This window comes from Neisseria meningitidis (assembly GCF_022869645.1).
GTDB lineage: Bacteria > Pseudomonadota > Gammaproteobacteria > Burkholderiales > Neisseriaceae > Neisseria > Neisseria meningitidis.
Genome location: NZ_CP064367.1, coordinates 1,926,649 through 1,942,270, shown reverse-complemented (window position 1 = coordinate 1,942,270; position 15,622 = coordinate 1,926,649). Strand labels below are relative to the sequence as shown.

At 51.9% G+C, this 15,622-nt stretch carries 12 protein-coding genes, 6 tRNA genes and 6 pseudogenes; 11 read left to right on the top strand and 13 right to left on the bottom strand.

Translation table 11 applies throughout. The features are described 5' to 3' along the window. Nucleotides 1-60 precede the first annotated feature (60 nt). The 9 genes and pseudogenes from IUJ45_RS09905 to IUJ45_RS09865 all read left to right on the top strand — a co-directional run bounded on the left by IUJ45_RS09905 (nt 61) and on the right by IUJ45_RS09865 (nt 8,076). A complete protein-coding gene (locus tag IUJ45_RS09905) occupies nt 61-960 on the top strand; it encodes an LEM-3-like GIY-YIG domain-containing protein (protein WP_002216786.1) in 900 nt (299 codons plus the stop codon). Next, nucleotides 957-2,246: a histidinol dehydrogenase gene (hisD, locus tag IUJ45_RS09900; protein ID WP_082308696.1), complete on the top strand. Its 1,290-nt coding sequence runs from the start codon at nt 957-959 to the stop codon at nt 2,244-2,246. Before IUJ45_RS09905 ends, hisD begins: the two co-directional genes overlap by 4 nt. A gap of 45 nt (nt 2,247-2,291) precedes the next feature. Next, nucleotides 2,292-3,389: a histidinol-phosphate transaminase gene (gene hisC, locus IUJ45_RS09895; RefSeq protein ID WP_002212810.1), complete on the top strand. Its 1,098-nt coding sequence runs from the start codon at nt 2,292-2,294 to the stop codon at nt 3,387-3,389. Further along, nucleotides 3,386-4,303, top strand: a complete 918-nt coding sequence (gene hisB / locus IUJ45_RS09890) for an imidazoleglycerol-phosphate dehydratase HisB (RefSeq protein WP_192941097.1) — start codon at nt 3,386-3,388, stop codon at nt 4,301-4,303. The genes hisC and hisB overlap by 4 nt, the downstream gene beginning before the upstream one ends. 94 nt (nt 4,304-4,397) lie before the next feature. Then, a complete protein-coding gene (locus IUJ45_RS09885; protein ID WP_002218986.1) occupies nt 4,398-5,267 on the top strand; it encodes an NAD(P)-dependent oxidoreductase in 870 nt (289 codons plus the stop codon). A 277-nt stretch (nt 5,268-5,544) separates the two neighbouring features. Continuing rightward, nucleotides 5,545-5,892 (top strand): annotated as a pseudogene (locus tag IUJ45_RS09880) (MarR family transcriptional regulator); the annotation flags it as partial. Between the two features lie 45 nt (nt 5,893-5,937). Then, nucleotides 5,938-6,945, top strand: a complete 1,008-nt coding sequence (locus tag IUJ45_RS09875; protein ID WP_082308695.1) for an IS5 family transposase — start codon at nt 5,938-5,940, stop codon at nt 6,943-6,945. Nucleotides 6,946-7,089: 144 nt separating this feature from the next. Beyond that, a pseudogene (locus IUJ45_RS09870) lies at nt 7,090-7,200 on the top strand (MarR family transcriptional regulator); the annotation flags it as partial. A 10-nt stretch (nt 7,201-7,210) separates the two neighbouring features. Continuing rightward, nucleotides 7,211-8,076: pseudogene (locus tag IUJ45_RS09865) on the top strand (ABC transporter six-transmembrane domain-containing protein). 50 nt (nt 8,077-8,126) lie between these two features. Here the strand turns inward: IUJ45_RS09865 and sohB are convergent. From sohB to IUJ45_RS09810, 11 genes and pseudogenes are all read right to left on the bottom strand, one after another. Continuing rightward, a pseudogene (gene sohB, locus IUJ45_RS09860) lies at nt 8,127-9,180 on the bottom strand (protease SohB). Nucleotides 9,181-9,283: 103 nt separating this feature from the next. Then, nucleotides 9,284-9,373 (bottom strand) — tRNA-Leu (locus tag IUJ45_RS09855). 102 nt (nt 9,374-9,475) lie between these two features. Next, nucleotides 9,476-9,549 (bottom strand) — tRNA-Cys (locus tag IUJ45_RS09850). 25 nt (nt 9,550-9,574) lie between these two features. Further along, nucleotides 9,575-9,650, bottom strand: a tRNA-Gly gene (locus IUJ45_RS09845). 21 nt (nt 9,651-9,671) lie between these two features. Continuing rightward, nucleotides 9,672-9,747: transfer RNA gene (locus tag IUJ45_RS09840), tRNA-Gly, on the bottom strand. A gap of 23 nt (nt 9,748-9,770) precedes the next feature. Then, nucleotides 9,771-9,846 (bottom strand) — tRNA-Gly (locus IUJ45_RS09835). A 25-nt stretch (nt 9,847-9,871) separates the two neighbouring features. Continuing rightward, nucleotides 9,872-9,947 (bottom strand) — tRNA-Gly (locus tag IUJ45_RS09830). 79 nt (nt 9,948-10,026) lie between these two features. Then, nucleotides 10,027-10,590, bottom strand: a complete 564-nt coding sequence (gene pgsA / locus IUJ45_RS09825) for a CDP-diacylglycerol--glycerol-3-phosphate 3-phosphatidyltransferase (RefSeq protein ID WP_002218982.1) — start codon at nt 10,588-10,590, stop codon at nt 10,027-10,029. A gap of 105 nt (nt 10,591-10,695) precedes the next feature. Then, a pseudogene (locus IUJ45_RS11080) lies at nt 10,696-11,119 on the bottom strand (hypothetical protein). Nucleotides 11,120-11,158: 39 nt separating this feature from the next. Further along, nucleotides 11,159-11,269 (bottom strand): annotated as a pseudogene (locus IUJ45_RS09815) (IS5/IS1182 family transposase); the annotation flags it as partial. Nucleotides 11,270-11,400: 131 nt separating this feature from the next. Then, nucleotides 11,401-11,736 (bottom strand): carboxymuconolactone decarboxylase family protein, encoded by a 336-nt coding sequence (locus IUJ45_RS09810; RefSeq protein WP_002212800.1) that lies wholly within the window; start codon nt 11,734-11,736, stop codon nt 11,401-11,403. Between the two features lie 128 nt (nt 11,737-11,864). Between IUJ45_RS09810 and mtrA the strand changes: the two genes are divergently transcribed. Further along, nucleotides 11,865-12,770, top strand: coding sequence for an efflux transporter MtrCDE transcriptional activator MtrA (gene mtrA / locus IUJ45_RS09805; RefSeq protein WP_002212798.1), 906 nt, complete (start codon nt 11,865-11,867; stop codon nt 12,768-12,770). 61 nt (nt 12,771-12,831) lie between these two features. Here mtrA and IUJ45_RS09800 read toward each other — a convergent pair whose 3' ends face one another. Beyond that, on the bottom strand, nt 12,832-13,320 hold the full coding sequence (locus tag IUJ45_RS09800; protein WP_002235070.1) for a lipoprotein: 489 nt from the start codon (nt 13,318-13,320) through the stop codon (nt 12,832-12,834). Nucleotides 13,321-13,466: 146 nt separating this feature from the next. On the opposite strand from IUJ45_RS09800, the gene IUJ45_RS09795 reads away from it, so the two are divergent. Continuing rightward, nucleotides 13,467-14,369 carry a DMT family transporter gene (locus tag IUJ45_RS09795; protein WP_002229732.1) on the top strand — a complete coding sequence of 301 codons (903 nt, stop codon included), beginning with the start codon at nt 13,467-13,469 and terminating at the stop codon, nt 14,367-14,369. Nucleotides 14,370-14,409: 40 nt separating this feature from the next. Here IUJ45_RS09795 and IUJ45_RS09790 read toward each other — a convergent pair whose 3' ends face one another. Further along, nucleotides 14,410-15,540: a polyamine ABC transporter substrate-binding protein gene (locus IUJ45_RS09790; protein WP_002229733.1), complete on the bottom strand. Its 1,131-nt coding sequence runs from the start codon at nt 15,538-15,540 to the stop codon at nt 14,410-14,412. Nucleotides 15,541-15,622 lie beyond the last annotated feature (82 nt).

Sequence of the window (15,622 nt, the reverse complement as noted above, 5' to 3'; positions counted from 1 at the left end):
TTCCCGCCGACAGGTCGTCTGAAAATATCACCGGCAGTAAACTGTATAGGAGAAGTTAAAATGGTTGCAAAAATAAAAAAATTCTCAGATTCAACCCTTTCCGTTTTGAATAACGGCGAGCGTCGGTTTTATGTCTATTGTCTGACCGACCTGAAAAAAGACAAAATCCTCTACATCGGCAAAGGCTGCGGTAATCGTATCTTCGAGCATGAATGGGTTGCTAGTCGTTCACAAGATCCAGTCTCCGGCGAGATTATCGATCGGAAACTCAAAGCCATCTCCAAATGCAAGAAACTCGGTCGCTATATCATCAGCTATCATCTGACTGAAGTCGAAGCACTCGCCGCCGAATCTGCCTTAATTCATTTTGTTAAATCTGTCTTGGGTAAAAAACTCAAAAATAAAATTGCCGGGCATGGTCCGGGTGGTATTAGCGTAGAAGAACTAGATCGCCGCTTTGGATTCTCTTCTCTCCCACTTAACGAGATTAACCCCGACGGGCTGATTCTCGCCATCAAAATCCACAATGCTTTCGATTTAGATACTGACGAAGAATTAGACTACCTTTTCGACAACCAAGACGATGCCAACCTCAAATCGCGTACGTTGGGCAACTGGGTTATCGGTAAAGATGTTGCTTCAAAAGTGAAATACGTTATCGGCGTTCACACCGGTCTGCAAAACGCTGTTGTCAGTGCATACGAAGTGGACGGTTTTGAAACAATGGTTGAGGAAACCAAAAACGGTAGAAAACAATCCCGTTACCGTTTCCGCACTACCTCTCGTAGCGAAGAGGTATTAGCCAAACTCGGTCTGCAACAAAAATGCCTGCCCGAATTGAAGTTTGGTAGCGGGGGAGAAAAAGCGTATATCAGACCCAAAACAGAGACAGAAACTGAACAAGAGAATATTCAGACGACCCCCAATCCAAAAATAAAAAAGGAAAAAACCAAATCATGAAAAAACTCAACACCCAATCGCCCGATTTCCAAGCCGGACTCAAAGCCCTGCTGGCTTTTGAAACCGCGCAAAACCCCGAAACCGAACGCATCGTCGCCGACATTTGCGCCGACGTGCAAAAGCGCGGCGATGCGGCTTTGATTGAATACACCAACAAATTCGATCAGACAAACGCTAAAAGCATCGATGATTTAATACTCACGCAAGCCGATTTGAAAGCGGCGTTCGAGCGCATTCCGAACGACGTTCAGACGGCATTGCAGACCGCCGCCCGCCGTGTCGAAAGCTACCACCAACGCCAAAAAATGGAATCGTGGAGCTACACCGATGAAGACGGCACGCTGTTGGGACAACAAATCACACCGCTTGACCGCGTCGGCATTTACGTCCCCGGCGGCAAGGCGGCGTATCCGAGTTCCGTCATCATGAACGCCATGCCCGCCCACGTCGCAGGTGTGAAAGAAATCATCATGGTCGTGCCGACACCAAAAGGCGAACGCAACGACATCGTACTTGCCGCCGCATACGTCGCCAGCGTAACCAAAGTCTTCACCGTCGGCGGCGCGCAGGCGGTTGCCGCCCTCGCCTACGGCACGGAAACCATCCCCCAAGTCGATAAAATCACCGGTCCAGGCAACGCCTTCGTCGCCGCCGCCAAACGCCGCGTGTTCGGCGTGGTCGGCATCGACATGGTGGCGGGGCCGTCTGAAATCCTGGTCATCGCCGACGGCACGACACCTGCCGATTGGGTGGCGATGGATTTGTTCAGCCAGGCCGAACACGACGAAATTGCCCAAGCCATCCTCATCGGCACGTCGCAAGCGTATCTCGACGAAGTAGAAGCCGCTATGGACCGCCTGATCGAAACTATGCCGCGCCGCGACATCATCGAAGCCTCGCTCGGCAACAGGGGCGCGATGATACTCGCCAAAGACTTGGACGAAGCCTGCGAAATCGCCAACTACATTTCCCCCGAACACTTGGAACTGTCAGTCGAAAATCCGCAGGAATGGGCGAAAAAAATCCGCCACGCCGGTGCGATTTTCATGGGACGCTACACCGGCGAAAGCCTCGGCGACTACTGCGCCGGTCCAAACCATGTATTGCCCACCAGCCGAACCGCCCGCTTTTCCTCGCCTTTGGGGACATATGATTTCCAAAAACGCTCCAGCCTGATTCAGGTTTCGGAACAGGGCGCGCAAAAATTAGGCGAAACCGCCAGCGTGCTGGCACACGGCGAAAGCCTGACCGCCCACGCCCGCGCGGCAGAGTTCCGTATGAAATAATGCCGAAACGGCGTACAGGCATATTCCAACCATTAAGGAAACACGATGAAATCCGTCCGCTCCTTCATCCGCGACGACATACAAGCTATGTCGGCATATCAGATTGCCGACGTTCCGCCCGGCTTTGCCAAACTCGATTCGATGGAAAGTCCCGTCCACCCTTTTGCCGGACATGAAACGCTGTTGCAGGAATGGCAGGCACGGCTTGCCGCCGCGCCCATCCATCTTTACCCCAATCCCTCCGGCAGCGGTTTACAGGAAGCATTACGTTCGGCGTTCGACATTCCCGACTGCGCCGACATCGCGCTGGGCAACGGCTCGGACGAGCTGATACAGTTCATCACGATGCTGACCGCCAAACCGGGCGCGGCAATGTTGGCAGCCGAACCCAGTTTCGTCATGTACCGCCACAACGCCGCGCTGTACGGCATGGATTATGTCGGCGTTCCACTGAACGGAGATTTCACCCTCAACCTGCCCGCCGTCCTCGAAGCCGTCAGGAAGCACCGCCCTGCCCTGACCTTTATCGCCTACCCCAACAACCCCACCGGCGTATGTTTCACGCGTGCCGAAATCGAAGCCGTCATCGAAGCTTCAGACGGCATCGTCGTCGTCGACGAAGCCTACGGCGCATTCAACGGCGACAGCTTCCTGCCGCAGGCGGGCAGCATTCCCAACCTCATCGTCATGCGTACCGTCAGCAAAATCGGTTTTGCCGGACTGCGTATCGGCTATGCGGCAGGCTGTCCCGAAGTCATCGGCGAACTGCAAAAAATCCTGCCGCCCTACAATATGAACCAACTGAGCCTGACCACCGCCAAACTCGCCCTGCAACACTACGGCATCATCTCTGCCAACATCGACAGCCTGAAAAACGAACGCGAACGGATGTTCGCCGAATTGGGCAAAATATGCCGTCTGAACACCTTTCCAAGTCAGGCAAACTTCATTACCATACGCGTACCCGATGCCGATTTGTTGTTTGACACGCTCAAACAAAACCGCATCTTGGTTAAAAAACTGCATGGCGCGCACCCGCTTTTGGAACACTGCCTGCGCATTACCGTAGGCAGCCCCGCACAAAACGATGCCGTTCTCAACATCATTCGCCAACTTTACTGCCAACCAACGGATTTCCTATGAATTTGACTAAAACACAACGCCAACTGCACAACTTTCTGACCCTCGCCCAAGAAGCAGGTTCGCTGTCCAAGCTCGCCAAACTCTGCAGCTACCGTACCCCCGTCGCACTCTACAAACTCAAACAACGCCTTGAAAAGCAGGCAGAAGACCCAGATGCACGCGGCATCCGTCCCAGCCTGATGGCAAAACTCGAAAAACACACCGGCAAACCCAAAGGCTGGCTCGACAGAAAACACCGCGAACGCACTGTCCCCGAAACCGCCGCAGAAAGCACCGGAACTGCCGAAACCCAAATTGCCGAAACCGCATCTGCTGCCGGCTGCCGCAGCGTTACCGTCAACCGCAATACCTGCGAAACCCAAATCACCGTCTCCATCAACCTCGACGGCAGCGGCAAAAGCAGGCTGGATACCGGCGTACCCTTCCTCGAACACATGATCGATCAAATCGCCCGCCACGGCATGATTGACATCGACATCAGCTGCAAAGGCGACCTGCACATCGACGACCACCACACCGCCGAAGACATCGGCATCACACTCGGACAAGCAATCCGGCAGGCACTCGGCGACAAAAAAGGCATCCGCCGTTACGGACATTCCTACGTCCCGCTCGACGAAGCCCTCAGCCGCGTCGTCATCGACCTTTCCGGCCGCCCCGGACTCGTGTACAACATCGAATTTACCCGCGCACTAATCGGACGTTTCGATGTCGATTTGTTTGAAGAATTTTTCCACGGCATCGTCAACCACAGTATGATGACCCTGCACATCGACAACCTCAGCGGCAAAAACGCCCACCATCAGGCGGAAACCGTATTCAAAGCCTTCGGGCGCGCCCTGCGTATGGCAGTCGAACACGACCCGCGCATGGCAGGACAGACCCCCTCGACCAAAGGCACGCTGACCGCATAAAAAACCATACCGTCTGAAACACCCGCAGGCTTTTCAGACGGTATCGGAACAGATAAGATTACACTACACTACAAACAGAAAAGGAGTAAACATCATGTCCGCAAACGAATACACACAAATCGGCTGGATAGGCTTAGGGCAAATGGGTCTGCCTATGGTAACGCGGCTCTTGGACGGCGGCATCGAAGTCGGCGTATACAACCGCTCGCCCGACAAAACTGCCCCCATCTCCGCCAAAGGCGCAAAAGTTTACGGCAACACCGCCGAACTCGTCCGCGACTATCCCGTCATTTTCCTGATGGTTTCCGACTATGCCGCCGTGTGCGACATCCTGAACGGAGTCCGCGACGGATTGGCCGGCAAAATCATCGTCAACATGAGCACCATCTCCCCGACCGAAAACCTCGCCGTCAAAGCACTTGTCGAAGCCGCAGGCGGACAGTTTGCCGAAGCACCCGTTTCCGGATCGGTCGGGCCCGCCACCAACGGCACGCTGCTGATTCTGTTCGGCGGCAGCGAAGCCGTTTTAAACCCGCTGCAAAAAATATTTTCCCTCGTCGGCAAAAAAACCTTCCATTTCGGCGATGTCGGCAAAGGTTCGGGCGCGAAACTCGTCTTGAACTCGCTCTTGGGCATTTTCGGCGAAGCGTACAGCGAAGCGATGCTGATGGCGCGGCAGTTCGGCATCGATACCGACACCATCGTCGAAGCCATCGGCGGCTCGGCAATGGACTCGCCCATGTTCCAAACCAAAAAATCCCTGTGGGCAAACCGCGAATTCCCACCCGCCTTCGCCCTCAAACACGCCTCCAAAGACCTCAACCTCGCCGTCAAAGAGCTTGAACAGGCAGGCAACACCCTGCCCGCCGTCGAAACCGTTGCTGCCAGCTACCGCAAAGCAGTCGAAGCCGGCTACGGCGAACAGGACGTTTCCGGCGTTTACCTGAAATTGGCAGAACACTGATTGCCTTTTCCAAACACAATGCCGTCTGAACATATTTCAGACGGCATTTTTATCACCCCACGCTTAAAATCAGTCCCGATTATGACTATATAGTGGATTAACAAAAATCAGGACAAGGCGACGAAGCCGCAGACAGTACAAATAGTACGGAACCGATTCACTTGGTGCTTCAGCACCTTAGAGAATCGTTCTCTTTGAGCTAAGGCGAGGCAACGCCGTACTGGTTTTTGTTAATCCACTATAATCCGCACAAATTTAGTCAATATCAAGACCAATTATGAACCAACTCGACCAACTTGGCACCCGTATCAACCTGATTTGCAATGTCTTCGACAAATGGATCGGGCAGCAGGATCTGAATTACAACCTCTTTGCCGTACTTTATACCCTGGCAACCGAAGGCAGCCGCACGCAAAAGCATATCGGCGAAAAGTGGAGCCTGCCCAAACAGACCGTTTCAGGCGTATGCAAAACCCTTGCCGGACAAGGGTTGATTGAATGGCAGGAAAGCGAACAGGACCGGCGCGAACGGTTGCTGTCGCTGACCGAAAAAGGCAAAGCCCATGCCGCACCTTTAACAGAAAGCGCGCAGGAATTCAGCGACAAAGAGACCTTTGCAAAATTCCCCAAAATCCCCTAAATTCCCACCAAGACATTTAGGAGATTTTCCATGAGCACCTTCTTTCAACAAACCGCGCAAGCCATGATTGCTAAACACATCGACCGTTTCCCTCTATTGAAGTTGGATCAAGTGATTGATTGGCAGCCGATCGAACAATACCTGAATCGTCAAAAAACCCGTTACCTTCGAGACCACCGCGGCCGTCCTGCCTATCCCCTGCTGTCCATGTTCAAAGCCATCCTGCCCGGACAATGGCACAGCCTCTCCGATCCCGAACTCGAACACAGCCTCATTACCCGCATCGATTTCAACCTGTTTTGCCGTTTTGACGAACTAAGCATCCCCGATTACAGCACCTTATGCCGTTACCGCAACTGGCTGGCGCAAGACGACACCCTGTCCGAATTGCTGGAACTGATTAACCGCCAACTGACCGAAAAAGGCCTAAAAATAGAGAAAGCATCCGCCGCTGTCGTTGACGCCACCATTATTCAGACCGCCGGCAGCAAACAGCGTCAGACCATAGAAGTCGATGAAGAAGGACAAGTCAGCGGCCAAACCACACCGAGTAAGGACAGCGATGCCCGTTGGATCAAGAAAAACGGCCTCTACAAACTCGGTTACAAACAACATACCCGTACCGATGCAGAAGGCTATATCGAGAAACTGCACATTACTCCCGCCAATGCCCATGAGTGCAAACACCTGTCGCCGTTGTTGGAAGGGTTACCCGAAGGTACGACCGTCTATGCCGACAAAGGCTACGACAGTGCGGAAAACCGGCAACATCTGGAAGAGCGTCAGTTGTTGGACGGCATTATGCGCAAAACCTGCCGCAACCGTCCGCTGTCGGAGGCGCAAACCAAACGCAACCGGTATTTGTCGAAGACCCGTTATGTGGTTGAACAAAGCTTCGGTACGCTGCACCGTAAATTCCGCTATGCGCGGGCAGCCTATTTCGGACTGATTAAAGTGAGTGCGCAAAGCCATCTGAAGGCGATGTGTTTGAACCTGTTGAAAGCCGCCAACAGGCTAAGTGCGCCCGCTGCCGCCTAAAAGGCAGCCCGGATGCCTGATTATCGGGTATCCGAGGAGGATTAGGGGGGTATTGGGGTAAAATTAGTGGATATTTGAAACGAAAACAGCCGAAAACCTGTGTTTGGGTGTCAGCTGTCGGGAGGGAAAGGAATTTTGCAAAGGTCTCACAAAGTATTTGCCACATTCGGCGACAAGCGCACAACCCGGCTGTTTGCCGATTTGGATGCACTGGCTGAAGTGATGGAAAAAACAATCTCGGAAAATAAAAAATAGGGGGGCAAATATGTGGAAAATGTTGAAACACATAGCCAAAACCACCGCAAGCGATTGATTGGCACATTTTTTCTGGTCGGACTGGAAAACCTTTTGATGCTGGTGTATCCGGTGTTTGGCGGCTGGGCGATTAATGCCGTGATTGCGGGGCAGGCGTGGCAGGCGTTGCTGTACGCTTTGGTTGTGCTTTTGATGTGGCTGGTCGGTGCGGCGCGGCGGATTGCCGATACGCGCACGTTTACGCGGATTTATACCGAAATCGCCGTGCCGGTTGTGTTGGAACAGCGGCAGCGGCAAGTCCCGCATTCGGCGGTAACTGCGCGGGTTGCCCTGTCGCGTGAGTTTGTCAGCTTTTTTGAAGAACACCTGCCGATTGCCGCGACATCCGTCGTATCCATATTCGGCGCGTGCATCATGCTGCTGGTGCTGGAATTTTGGGTCGGCGTGTCGGCGGTGGGCATACTTGCGTTGTTTTTATGGCTTTTGCCACGTTTTGCCGCCATCAGCGAAAACCTGTATTTCCGCCTGAAGAACAGCTTGGAACGCGACAACCACTTTATCCGAAAAGGCGACGAGCGGCAGCTGGACCGCCATTACGGACTGCTTGCGCGCCTGCGTGTGCTGATTTCCAACCGCGAAGCCTTCGGCTATCTCTGCGTCGGCACGGCGATGGGTATTTTGTTCGGCTTTGCTTTTGTGATGATGACGCTCAAAGGCTACAGCAGCGCGGGGCATGTCTATTCGGTCGGCACTTATCTGTGGATGTTTGCCATGAGTTTGGACGACGTGCCGCGATTGGTCGAACAATATTCCAATTTGAAAGACATCGGACAACGGATAGAGTGGTCGAAACGGAACATCAAAGCCGGAACTTGAAAAATGCCGTCTGAACACGCTTCAGACGGCATTTCCATCCGTTCGGCAAACTACATCACATCCGCCCGCCGGTTGACAAGTTTGGCAAACAACTTTTCAACAGAAGCTTCCGCCTGCAAACCAATGCGCTGGATCAGGCTTTGCTTCTCCTGATATTTCACTTCGATAACCTGTTTGTTTTCAAACGCTTTCAACAACAAATCATCACTGGTCGAAATCTCGTCAATCAAGTTCAACGCCAACGCCTGCCGACCGAACCAATGCTCGCCCGTTGCCACTTCCTCAATATCCAATTGAGGGCGGTTCTCGCTGACAAACTGCTTGAACAACTGATGCGTTTCCTCCAGTTCCTGTCGGAATTTCTGTTTGCCCTTTTCCGTATTTTCACCCATAAAAGTAACCGTGCGCTTAAATTCGCCCGCCGTCATCACATCCACATCAATATCATGTTTTTTTCAACAGGCGGTGGATATTCGGTACTTCCGCTACAACACCCACCGAACCGACAATCGCAAACGGAGCGGAAACAATTTTATCCGCCACACACGCCATCATATAACCACCGCTCGCCGCCACCTTATCGACGGCGACGGTCAGCGGAATATTGCGTTCGCGCAAACGCCTAAGCTGCGAAGCCGCCAAACCGTAACCGTGAACCACGCCGCCCGGACTTTCCAATCTAAGCAGAACCTCATCTTCAGGCTTGGCAATCAAAAGCACCGCCGTAATCTCATGACGCAAGGATTCTACGGCGTGTGCATACAAATCGCCGTCAAAATCCAACACAAAAAGGCGGGATTTTTGCGTTTCGGAAGATTTCTCCCCACCCTCCTTCAAACGCTTTTTCTCTGCTTTGGCTTCCGCCTTTTCCTTTTTCTTTTCCTCTTTTTCCTGATGTTTTGCCTCTTCCCCGCTTAAAAAGAATGCTTCAAACGATTGCCGCTGTTTTTTATAATTTTCCGAAAAATCCGTCAGTACGACACTGCCGCTTTCCGACTGTTTCTTACTCTGTACGATAGCCAACACAATCAGCGCAATTGCGCCGAACACGGTAAGCAGTTCGAGCAGGAAAATACCGTAATTCAGTAAAATTTCTTTCCACATTGATTGGATTTCCTCTTGTTCAGGCATGAACATGTCAATATTGTCCATCACCGTCCGACAGATAAAAAAATAACCGCTTGGAGCGGCATTGTCATTTTCAGCTTGGTGCCCGGAGCCGGAATCGAACCGGCACGGGATGTTTAGTCCCGACGGATTTTAAGTCCGTTGTGTCTACCTATTTCACCACCCGGGCATTTGTGAAAGGTGGAGGCGGGGGCGCGGATTTTAACCGGCCTATATGAAGATTGCACTCCTCATAGCATAAACACTCTGCCACCCCGCCGTAGTACGATAATGGAGGCGAGAGTCGGAATCGAACCGGCGTAGACGGATTTGCAATCCGCTGCATAACCACTTTGCTATCTCGCCCTAAAACTGGCTTATCTAAAAAACTTGGAGCGGGAAACGAGTCTCGAACTCGCGACCTCAACCTTGGCAAGGTTGCGCTCTACCAACTGAGCTATTCCCGCGCGTTCAAACATATCGGTTTTTGGAGCGGAAAACGAGTCTCGAACTCGCGACCTCAACCTTGGCAAGGTTGCGCTCTACCAACTGAGCTATTCCCGCGTTGATATGTTTGAAATAAAACTTGGAGCGGGAAACGAGTCTCGAACTCGCGACCTCAACCTTGGCAAGGTTGCGCTCTACCAACTGAGCTATTCCCGCAATGATTGTGGGAAAATGAAATTTTTGGAGCGGGAAACGAGTCTCGAACTCGCGACCTCAACCTTGGCAAGGTTGCGCTCTACCAACTGAGCTATTCCCGCCCGATTTCATTCTCCAACATCGAAGAGACGCAATTATTATGGATTCTGTTTTTGCCGTCAAGCTATTTTTATGTTTTTTTCAGGCGATTTCTTTCCACGCCATTTTCAGATAATACAGCATCGACCAGACTGTCAGCAAAGATGCGATAAACATCAATACATTGCCGATAACAACAAGATTAAATCCGTAAAAATCGGGAATATTCAGCAGCAGCAGGAAAATTGCCAGCATTTGCGCGGCGGTTTTGAACTTACCGACGGTGGCGACGGCAACGCTGTTCCTTTTGCCCATTTGCGCCATCCATTCGCGCAATGCGGAAATGGTAATTTCCCTGCCGATAATGATCATGGCAAACAAAACATAGGTCCGGTCGAGTTTGACCAGTAAAAGTAGCGATACGGCAACCATCAGCTTGTCGGCGACGGGATCGAGGAAGGCGCCGAAATCGGAAGTCTGTTTCCACAGTCTTGCCAAAAATCCGTCAAACCAGTCGGTTAAGGCGGCAACGGCAAAAATGACGGCGGCGGTGAGATTAATCGTTTCCTCCGCGAACCACGGAAAAGGCAGGTAAAAAAGGGCTGTCATGACAGGAATGAGCAAGACCCTCAACCATGTGAGGAAGATAGGGAGATTCCAAGGCATCGGTTTTCTCTGTGCAGACTGTAAAGTTGTGATTATAACGGTTATCCTCATAACCCAAAACGTAAAATTGCTGCATGGGCATTCCCCCGCCCCGCCAATCTGTTTTCACATTCTTTTCAAACGCAGGAAAATGGCGGGCAATAAAAGCAAAATACCCAGTTTCAGGCAGAAAACGGCAGGTTGTGCCAACACTTCGACAAGGCGGTCTTCCGTGCGGGCAAAATCTTTATTGCTTATAGACACTGCCACTGTTGCGGTATTCCAACAGAACGCCGTTTAAAAAACCTTTGCCGACGGTTTCGCTTAAAACGGCTCTAACCTGCTCCGCCCTGATGGTTCTGCCGATATTGCCGCCTGTGCACAAACTGTCGAACCCATAGCAGGAAAGCCGGTAATGCTGCCCGTCTGCATCCAGTTTGATTGCCCGTCCGCTGCGGTTGGGGGCGGTAACGGTCAATTCCGCATATTCGAATGTTTTTTCTTGTTCGTGAAATGCCGTCAGGTAAGGTGCAATAAAAACGGCGGACAACAGCAGACAGCTTATGGCGGCAAACCATACCCAGCGATAATATAGTGGATTAAATTTAAACCAGTACAGCGTTGCCTCGCCTTGCCGTACTATTTGTACTGTCTGCGGCTTCGTCGCCTTGTCCTGATTTAAATTTAATCCACTATATTTCACGCTTACCCCTTGTTTCTCAAATGCCGTCTGAAATAAGCGGCTTAATATATTGTTTACAGTATTGGGAAGCATAACAGACAAAATGCCGTCTGAAATATTTTCAGACGGCATTTCTTATCCGAAACGGATTATTTTTGCGTTTCAACCGCTTCCAATGCACGCAGGGCGTAAGTGTAAGCGGCACCGGCATTCAGGGCGATGGCGGTTGCCAATGCGCCTGCGATTTCGCTGTCGGTCGCACCGGCTTTGGCGGCAGCGGCGGCGTGAACGCTGATGCAGCTCTCGCAACGAGTGGTAATGGCAACGGCGATGGCAATCAGTTCGCGCGTTTTGGCATCAAGTGCTTCGGCGGCGGCGGCCTGTTCCAATGCGCCGTAGGCCTGCAGCATTTTAGGATGCGCCTTACCCAGCTCGCCGAACGATTTTTTAACCAATGCGGTATGTTCTTTCCAATCTTTAAACATTTTCTTTTCCTTTCTCTTGCGTTTAACCCTGATACGCGCTTGCGTATCTGTTTTCGATGTGCGTATTATTGCAATTATTCAGTTGTGTTTCTCGTTTAATCATCTCATTTTATGGTTCAAAAAGATTTATGGACATTCTGGACAAACTGGTCGATTTCGCCCAATTGACGGGCAGTGTGGATGTGCAGTGCCTTTTGGGCGGACAATGGTCGGTACGGCATGAAACCTTGCAACGCGAAGGATTGGTACACATTGTTACATCGGGCAGCGGCTATCTCTGCATCGACGGCGAAACTTCCCCGCGTCCGGTCAGTACAGGGGATATTGTATTTTTCCCGCGCGGCTTGGGTCATGTGTTGAGCCACGACGGAAAATGCGGAGAAAGTTTACAACCGGATATGCGGCAGCACGGTGCGTTTACGGTCAAGCAGTGCGGCAACGGACAGGATATGAGCCTGTTTTGCGCCCGTTTCCGCTACGACACCCACGCCGATTTGATGAACGGGCTGCCTGAAACCGTTTTTCTGAACATTGCCCATCCGAGTTTACAGTATGTGGTTTCAATGCTGCAACTGGAAAGCAAAAAACCTTTGACGGGGACGGTTTCCATGGTCAACGCATTGTCGTCCGTCCTGCTGGTGCTTATCCTGCGCGCCTATCTCGAACAGGATAAGGATGTCGAACTCTCGGGCGTATTGAAAGGTTGGCAGGACAAACGTTTGGGACATTTAATCCAAAAGGTGATAGACAAACCGGAAGACGAATGGAATGTCGACAAAATGGTGGCGGCTGCCAATATGTCGCGCGCGCAACTGATGCGCCGTTTCAAAAGCCGGGTCGGACTCAGCCCGCACGCCTTTGTGAACCATATCCGCCTGCAAAAAGGCGCGTTGCTGCTGAAAAAAAACCCGGATTCGGTTTTGTCGGTCGCACTGTCGGTAGGCTTTCAGTCGGAAACGCACTTCGGCAAGGCGTTCAAACGGCAATATCACGTTTCGCCGGGTCAATACCGGAAAGAAGGCGGGCAAAAATAAATCGGGGCTTCAAACGCAAATGCCGTCTGAAAAGGCTTTCAGACGGCATTTGCGTACCGCGTCATTTCAAGGGCTGCATCTTCATCACTTCCATCAAAAAGTTGGTAAATGCGGGGTTGTTGGGTTTGACATCCATATTTTTCCAACGCTGCTGCCAGCCGCGCAAGGCATTCTGGATATACAGCTTGGACTGTTCCGTATTGATTGCGCCCCGCTGGCTGTCTATCGCCGAACGCAGGTAGATTTCATACATACTGTCATCGACGGCATTGCGTCCGACCAGGCGTTTTCTGAAGTTGTTCAGATATTGCGCCGCCTGAACCTTGGTCATTTTACCGATACCCACCTGATAGCCCAAGCGCGTCGCTTCATCGCTGATTTTGGCAACATCCGTCCAATGCGAAGAGGCAAGGCGGAAACCTTTTGCAGGTGCTTCCGTTTTGACGGTATTGATAGGATTCACGGGGATTTCCGTCAATGTGGGCACATAAATAGACTGGCAGCCGGAAAGAACTGCCACAATGGAAAGAGGGATAAGGTATTTTTTCATGCCCCCATTATAATCAAGTTTGCCTTGAGAAAACAAATTGTTCGGCAAGAAAAATAAAATTTCGGCATCAGAAGCAGGCAAAAACACATTCCACAAGCCTTGCCGCAAGGTTTACAATCCGACCGTCCTTATCGCAACGACCGTTTATGGATACCGCAAAAAAAGACATTTTAGGATCGGGCTGGATGCTGGTGGCGGCGGCCTGCTTTACCATTATGAACGTATTGATTAAAGAGGCATCGGCAAAATTTGCCCTCGGCAGCGGCGAATTGGTCTTTTGGCGCATGCTGTTTTCAACCGTTGCGCTCGGGGCTGCCGCCGTATTGCGTCGGGACACCTTCCGCACGCCCCATTGGAAAAACCACTTAAACCGCAGTATGGTCGGGACGGGGGCGATGCTGCTGCTGTTTTACGCGGTAACGCATCTGCCTTTGGCCACCGGCGTTACCCTGAGTTACACCTCGTCGATTTTTTTGGCGGTATTTTCCTTCCTGATTTTGAAAGAACGGATTTCCGTTTACACGCAGGCGGTGCTGCTCCTTGGTTTTGCCGGCGTGGTATTGCTGCTTAATCCCTCGTTCCGCAGCGGTCAGGAAACGGCGGCACTCGCCGGGCTGGCGGGCGGCGCGATGTCCGGCTGGGCGTATTTGAAAGTGCGCGAACTGTCTTTGGCGGGCGAACCCGGCTGGCGCGTCGTGTTTTACCTTTCCGTGACAGGTGTGGCGATGTCATCGGTTTGGGCGACGCTGACCGGCTGGCACACCCTGTCCTTTCCATCGGCAGTTTATCTGTCGTGCATCGGCGTGTCCGCGCTGATTGCCCAACTGTCGATGACGCGCGCCTACAAAGTCGGCGACAAATTCACGGTTGCCTCGCTTTCCTATATGACCGTCGTTTTTTCCGCTCTGTCTGCCGCATTTTTTCTGGCCGAAGAGCTTTTCTGGCAGGAAATACTCGGTATGTGCATCATCATCCTCAGCGGTATTTTGAGCAGCATCCGCCCCACTGCCTTCAAACAGCGGCTGCAATCCCTGTTCCGCCAAAGATAAAAAATGCCGTCCGAACATCCTTCAGACGGCATATCGGGCTTTATTTCCCCGCCTTCACATCCTGCCACTGGCGCACCATAAACTTCAATGCCGCCGGCTGGATAGGCACCATGATAAAGCTGTTTTTCAAATCCTCCTCGGTTGGGAAAATCGTATTGTCGTTTTTAAATTCGTCTTCCATCAGCTCACGCGCAGGCTTGCTCGAAGGCGCGTAAGTAACGAAATTGCCGTTTTTCGCCGACACTTCCGGGTCGAGGAAGTCGTTGATGTATTTGTGCGCGTTGGCGACGTTTTTCGCATCTTTCGGAATCACGAAAGAATCCACCCAAATCCCCACGCCCTCTTTGGGCATCATCACGCGGATTTTTTCCTTGCCGCCCGCTTCTTCGGCACGGCGTTTGGCGATGTTCAAATCGCCGCCGAAACCGATTGTTACGCAGGTATCGCCGCGCGCCAAATCATCGATAAAGCCGGACGAAGTAAAGCGTTTGATATTGGGGCGGTTTTTCTTGAGTAGGGCGGTTGCCTCCCTGATGTCTTCCGTATTGCTGCTGTTCGGGTTTTTACCCAAATAGTTCAACACCATAGGATAGATTTCCGCCGCGCTGTCCAAATAGCTGATGCCGCATTGCTTGAGTTTGGACGTGTATTCGGGGTCGAACACCAAATCCCACTGGTTGTCCGGCAGCTTGTCCGTACCCAAAGCCTTTTTCACGCGTTCGGTATTGATGGCGAAGGTATTTGTCCCCCAATAAAACGGCACGGCGTATTCGTGGCCGGGATCGACCCCGTCCATCAGCCTCATCATTTCGGGGTTGAGGTGTTTATAATTGGGAATCAGCGACTTATCGATTTTCTGATACGCACCTGCCTTAATCTGCCTGCCCACAAACGCATTGGACGGCGCGACAATGTCGTAACCAGATTTTCCGGTCAGCACCTTGCTTTCCAGCGTTTCATCGCTGTCGTACACATCATAAGTAACCTTGATGCCGTTTTTCTTTTCAAAATCGGCAACGGTTTCCGGATCGACGTATTCCGACCAGTTGTAAATTTTCAATACGTTTCGGTTTTCCGCCGGCGCCGGTTTTTCGGCAGGCGGTTTGTCCGAACCGCCGCACGCTGCAAGCAGCAAAGCAGTCAGGACGGCCAGGGGCAGATGTTTGGTCATTATCATTCCTTGCATATCGGGTTGGAGAAAGCGGCCATTATAGCCGATATTGGCAACAGGGCTTCAGACGGCATTCAAAATC